Genomic DNA, 5506 nt, shown 5'->3' with positions numbered 1-5506 from the left:
CGTAGGTGAGTTTTTCGTGTTCGCGTTTATGATTGCTCTTGGGTGGACCGGCCTGAGTGTGCTCAGGGTGCTCGCAACGGACACGCTGGTGAGCCTGCCAACCGTTCCGGTGAGCTACACGCAGTCAGTAATTCCCGTCGCTTCGCTGCTGTTCATCATCGCCGAAGCGCTTCACTTTCCCCAGCGGCTTGCTGAGGCCCGCGCCGGCGAGCCGGCCGTCACAACCACCGGCGACCCGTAATGGACATCCTGTTTATTTTCCTCGGTCTGCTCGCGCTTATCTTGATTAACGTTCCGATCGCCATTGCGCTTGCAATCGTTACCGTCGTTGCGATGCTCGCGAGCGGCGGCGTCGGCAGGCTACCGGACCTTCCGCTCGTGATGTTCAACGGCGCGACCAGTTTTCCTCTGCTGGCGATACCGCTGTTCATCCTGGCCGGCGCGATCATGAATTCGTCCGGTATCTCGCGCCGCCTCATCGCGTTCGCCTCGGCGCTGCTGGGATTCATTCGCGGCGGCCTGGCGATGGTGGTGGTCGGCGCGTCCATGTTCTTTGCAGAGATTTCCGGTTCGGCCGTGGCCGGCGTTGCGGCCATTGGCTCAATCCTGATCCCTGCGATGAAGAAAAAAGGTTATCCGAAACCGTTTGCCGCCGCGATCAACTCCTCGGCTGCGTCGCTGGCCATAATCATCCCGCCGTCAATTCCGATGATCTTGTATGGCGCGATGTCGGATTCTTCGGTCGTCAAGCTATTCGTCGCGGGCATCGTCCCCGGCATCCTGGGCGGCCTAGCCCTGATGGCGCTGTGTTACTGGTTTGCACGGCGCCGCAATTACCCAGTCGAAGAGCAGTTTCAGCTCAAGCGCTTGTGGGTCACCTTCAAGGATGCCGCGTTCGCTTTCCTGCTGCCGGTCATAATCCTTGGGGGCATCTTTGGCGGCGTGGTTACCGCGACCGAGGGCGCGGGATTGGCAGTGGTCGCGGCGATCGGAGTCGGTTTTATTTACCGCGAGCTGGACTGGGGCCATCTCAAGAAAGCGGTAATTGACGGCGGCATTCAGACCGCCGTGGTCATGCTTCTGGTCGCGTCCTCGGCGCTGTTGGGGACTTATCTTACCGAGGCGCAGTTGCCGCAACATCTTGCCCGCGAAATCAGCGGCTGGACCGAGAATCGCTACGCCGTATTGGCGCTGCTTAACGTGTTCTTTCTGATCATCGGATTTTTCCTGCACTCCGCCGCTGCCATTGTTCTGGTCGTGCCGGTTGTGATGCCCCTGGTACACGCGGTCGGGATCGATCCAATTCATTTTGGTCTGATTGTAACTCTCAACCTCGCGATCGGCCAGCAGACCCCGCCGGTTGCGAGCGTGCTCATGACCGCATGTTCGATCGCAAAGGCAAATATCTGGGAAGTGACCCGGGTCAACGTTTACTTCATCGCGGTGTTGCTTCTGGTGCTGCTGCTTGTCACCTACGTCCCGATAGTACCGATGGGGCTCGTCGAATTCTTTTATCACTGAAACTTGAAACAGGAGTCAGCCATGTCGGCCGAAGTCATACTTGTCGAACGCAACGAGGATATCGCCACGGTGGTGCTGAACCGTCCGCAAAAGCTCAATGCACTCACTAAGCAAATGTGGAAACGCCTCGGCGAGGTGCTGCGCGAACTCTCTGCTGACGATAACTTGCGCTGCCTGGTGCTGCGCGGCGCGGGCGAGAAATCTTTCGCGCCCGGTAATGACATCTCCGAATTCGCCAACACGCGAGCCAATTCCGCGCAGGCCAAAAACTATGGCGAGGTGCACCACGAAGCGCTGGCCGCACTTTCCGAATGCCGCCATCCGATGGTGGCACTCATCAAAGGCATATGCGTCGGCGGCGGACTCGAAATTGCTTCTCTCTGCGATTTGCGCATCTGCGGTGCCTCGAGTCGATTCGGGATTCCCATCAACCGTCTTGGCTTGGCGCTTGGCCTGCGCGAGATGCAGGCACTGCTTTCCCTCGTGGGCAAGGCGGTAGCGCTGGAAATCCTGCTGGAAGGCCGTGTCATGGGCGCCGAAGAGGCGTTGCGCAAAGGTCTCGTCACGCGTGTGGCGCCGGACGGCGAGGTCGAGAAGGAAGCCTACGCAACTGCGCGGCGTATCGCAGATGGAGCGCCCTTGGTGGCGCGCTGGCACAAACAATTCATGCGCCGCTTAGCTAATCCGGCGCCGTTGACAGACATCGAGCTCGATGAAGGTTATGCCTGCTACGACACCGACGATTTTCAAACCGGCTATCAGTCGTTTCTGGCCAAGACGAAGCCAGAATTTAAGGGGCGTTAACCATGACGAGCTCGGGACCGCTTGCAGGCCTCAAAGTCATTGAGCTTGCGCACATCATGGCGGGGCCGGTGTGCGGGATGATGCTCGCCGATATGGGCGCCGATGTGATCAAGGTTGAGAAAGCGCCCGGCGGCGACGATACCCGTCGCATGGTGCCGCCCGCAATGGACGGCGAGTCGGCCGCTTTCATGATTCTAAACCGCAACAAACGCGGCGCCTCGATCAATCTTAAAAACGCCGCGGGCAGGGCCGTGCTTGAGAAAATGCTTGCCACGGCTGATGTAATCATTGAAAACTACCGTCTCGGCACGATGGAGCGATTAGGTCTGGGATACGAGGTATTACACAAAAAGTACCCCGCGCTCATTTACTGCCAGCTCACTGGTTTTGGGCGCACGGGTCCGTATGCGAATCGCGCCGGCTTCGACCTCATCGCGCAAGGTCAATCAGGCATCATGAGCATCACCGGCGAAGGCGCCGGTCGGAAGCCGGTAAAGGCCGGTCCGCCCATAACCGACATCGCTGCTGGAATCCTTGCTGCAATGGGTGTCCTTGCGGCGTATGTCCATCGCCTTAAAACCGGTGAAGGCCAGCGGGTGGATACGTCGCTGCTTGAGGCCGGCGTCGCGACCACTTTTTGGCAATCGGCCATCTTCCTGGCAACGGGAAAGTCACCTGCGGCTATCGGTTCAGCGCACCCGTTGAGCGCACCTTATCAGGCTGTTCAAACACAAGACGGCTGGATCAACATTGGTGCCGCGAATCAGGCGAACTGGGAGCGGTTGGTGGAAGTCATCGAAATGCCGGAGCTCGGAAAAGATTCACGTTTTGCCGATAATGCAGCGCGCATGAAAAATCTCCAGGTGCTAATCGATATTCTAACGAAGTGCTTCCGCACCCGCAGAACGTCAGACTGGCTTTCACGTCTCGAGGCTGCAGGTGTGCCCGCCGGGCCCGTGCTGTCCATTGGGGAGGTGCTTGCAGACCCGCAGGTATTGGCGCGGCAGATGGTGGTAGAAGTAGAGCATAGCGGCCTAGGCCGCATGAAAACGCTTGGCACGCCCGTTAAGTTCTCAGCGACGCCGAGCGGAGTTTGGCAGGGCGCGCCACGACTTGGTGAGCACACGCGCGAGGTGCTGCGCGAGTACGAATACAGCGATGCGGAAATCGAATTGCTGAAAACCAATGGCGATATCATCGCCCTCTAGGATTCAAGGCACCGTACGGTAACTAATGTCATTTACAACAGGCGACTTGAACTGTCACCTATGGCGCGCGGCTGCAATTCGCATCATTCAAGTTTCAGGTATTATTTTTGCGTACAAAATAATTATTAACATTTTGGCGGTATTTTGTAATATTTTCGACACGCATTGATGCTCGGGAGGAACACTGTGGCCCTTTGGGCAAGGTTCAAGGATAAGCAGGACGTTGAACATTTCGGATTGCTGCAAGAGAACGGCGAAATACGCGTGCATACAGGCGACCTGTTTGACACTCCGATTCCCACCGGCGCATTTGTATCCATGCGTGATGCACGACTGCTCAGTCCGACGCGGCCAAGCAAAGTTATCGCCCTATGGAACAACTTCCGAGCCGCGGCGGAGAAGCTTAAGTTGGCAATCCCGGCAGAGCCGCACTATTTTATCAAGGCGCCGAATTCATATCTGAATCCGCTTGAATCTATCCGCAAGCCGATATCAAGCGATGGCAAAGTAGGATTCGAAGGGGAACTGGGCATCGTCATCGGCAAGACCTGCAAGGATGTGGCAGAATCCGATGCGACGCGCTGTGTATTCGGCTACACTTGCGTCAACGATGTGGGGATATTCGACATCGTCAACCGCAATCCCGTTTTCCCGCAGTGGGTCCGCGCCAAGGGATTCGATACCTTCTGCCCCATGGGGCCGGTGGTCGCAACTGGCTTGAATCCCGAGACATTAGTCGTGAAGAGCATTCTGGACGGGCAGGAGAGACAGAATTATCCTATCAGCGATATGATCTTTTCCGTGGCGCAATTGGTCAGCCTGATATCCCGGGACATGACCCTGTTTCCCGGCGACATAATATCCTGCGGCACATCGATAGGCGCCGGCTCAATGAAGCCCGGCAGCACCATCGAGATCGAAATTGCCGGCATCGGCAAGCTGATCAACATCTTCGAGTAGTTGTTTTCAGGGAGTCTCTGGATGAAGACTGCGATTATTGGCGCAGGCGCTATCGGTGGATACGTGGGCGTGAAACTGGCATTGGCCGGCGACGATGTTACCTTTATCGTGCGGGGCGCGAATCTGGACGCGATTCGCAAGAACGGCATGAAGCTTATTATGAGCGACGGTACGGAACAGCCGGCAAACAACGTCAAAGCCACAAACAACTACGAGGAAGCCGGTCCCCAAGACGCTGTAATTCTTGCCGTCAAGGCACACCAGGTGGACGCTGTCGCCAATGATGTGCCTAAGCTGTTCGGTCCGGATACCGTGGTCGTTACCATGCAAAACGGTATTCCTTACTGGTATTTTTACAAACACGGCGGGGAACTGGAAGGTCGCCGGTTGGAAAGCGTGGACCCGACCGGGCTGATAAGCGAGAAGATCCCCCCACATCGGGTCATCGGCTGCGTTGTCTATCCGGCGTGCACTCTAGCCGCCCCGGGAGTCGTTAGGCATATTGAAGGGGATCGCTTCCCGGTGGGCGAGCTGGACAGTTCCACCAGCGACCGTGTCACGCGGGTTTCGGAATGCTTCATAAAGGCAGGGCTCAAAGCGCCGGTATTGGACAACATCCGCGCCGAAATTTGGCTCAAGCTTTGGGGGAATTTGACATTCAATCCAATAAGCGCGCTGACGCATTCGACTCTGGTTGACATTTGCCAATATCCTTTAACTCGAGAGCTGGCGGCAGCAATGATGACCGAGGCACAAACGATCGCCAACAAGCTCGGAATCACGTTTCGTGTCCCACTGGAGCGGCGCATCGCTGGCGCGGAAAAGGTTGGGAAGCATAAGACCTCCATGCTGCAGGATTTCGAAACCGGACGTGAGCCGGAAATTGAAGCATTAGTGGGCTCGGTGGTGGAACTCGGCCGTCTTACTCACACGCCGACGCCGCACATCGATGCGGTGTACGCGCTTGCAAAGCTGCTCGCTAAGACGCTGGCGGAAGAGCGCAGTTCCTAAGG

6 protein-coding genes are annotated in these 5506 nt (G+C 57.1%); all 6 read left to right on the top strand.

Annotated features, from left to right (window positions below):
* The coding region (locus VLV32_10600; GenBank protein ID HUL42333.1) for a hypothetical protein at window positions 1-241 on the top strand (241 nt) is incomplete at its 5' end.
* On the top strand, window positions 241-1521 hold the full coding sequence (locus VLV32_10595; protein HUL42332.1) for a TRAP transporter large permease: 1281 nt from the start codon (window positions 241-243) through the stop codon (window positions 1519-1521). The genes VLV32_10600 and VLV32_10595, both read left to right, overlap by 1 nt.
* A gap of 21 nt (window positions 1522-1542) precedes the next feature.
* Entirely contained in the window at window positions 1543-2325 is a 783-nt protein-coding gene (locus tag VLV32_10590; protein ID HUL42331.1) for an enoyl-CoA hydratase-related protein, read from the top strand.
* Between the two features lie 2 nt (window positions 2326-2327).
* A complete protein-coding gene (locus VLV32_10585; GenBank protein ID HUL42330.1) occupies window positions 2328-3533 on the top strand; it encodes a CaiB/BaiF CoA-transferase family protein in 1206 nt (401 codons plus the stop codon).
* Window positions 3534-3719: 186 nt separating this feature from the next.
* The gene (locus tag VLV32_10580; GenBank protein HUL42329.1) at window positions 3720-4493 is read left to right on the top strand and encodes a fumarylacetoacetate hydrolase family protein; all 774 of its coding nucleotides are present in this window, start codon (window positions 3720-3722) and stop codon (window positions 4491-4493) included.
* Window positions 4494-4514: 21 nt separating this feature from the next.
* On the top strand, window positions 4515-5504 hold the full coding sequence (locus tag VLV32_10575) for a 2-dehydropantoate 2-reductase (protein ID HUL42328.1): 990 nt from the start codon (window positions 4515-4517) through the stop codon (window positions 5502-5504).
* The last annotated feature ends 2 nt before the right edge of the window (window positions 5505-5506 follow it).

The organism is Burkholderiales bacterium (assembly GCA_035518095.1).
GTDB lineage: Bacteria > Pseudomonadota > Gammaproteobacteria > Burkholderiales > JAHFRG01 > JAHFRG01.
Note: the sequence above shows the minus strand (reverse complement) of the source record. Positions and strands in the feature narration are given on the sequence as shown.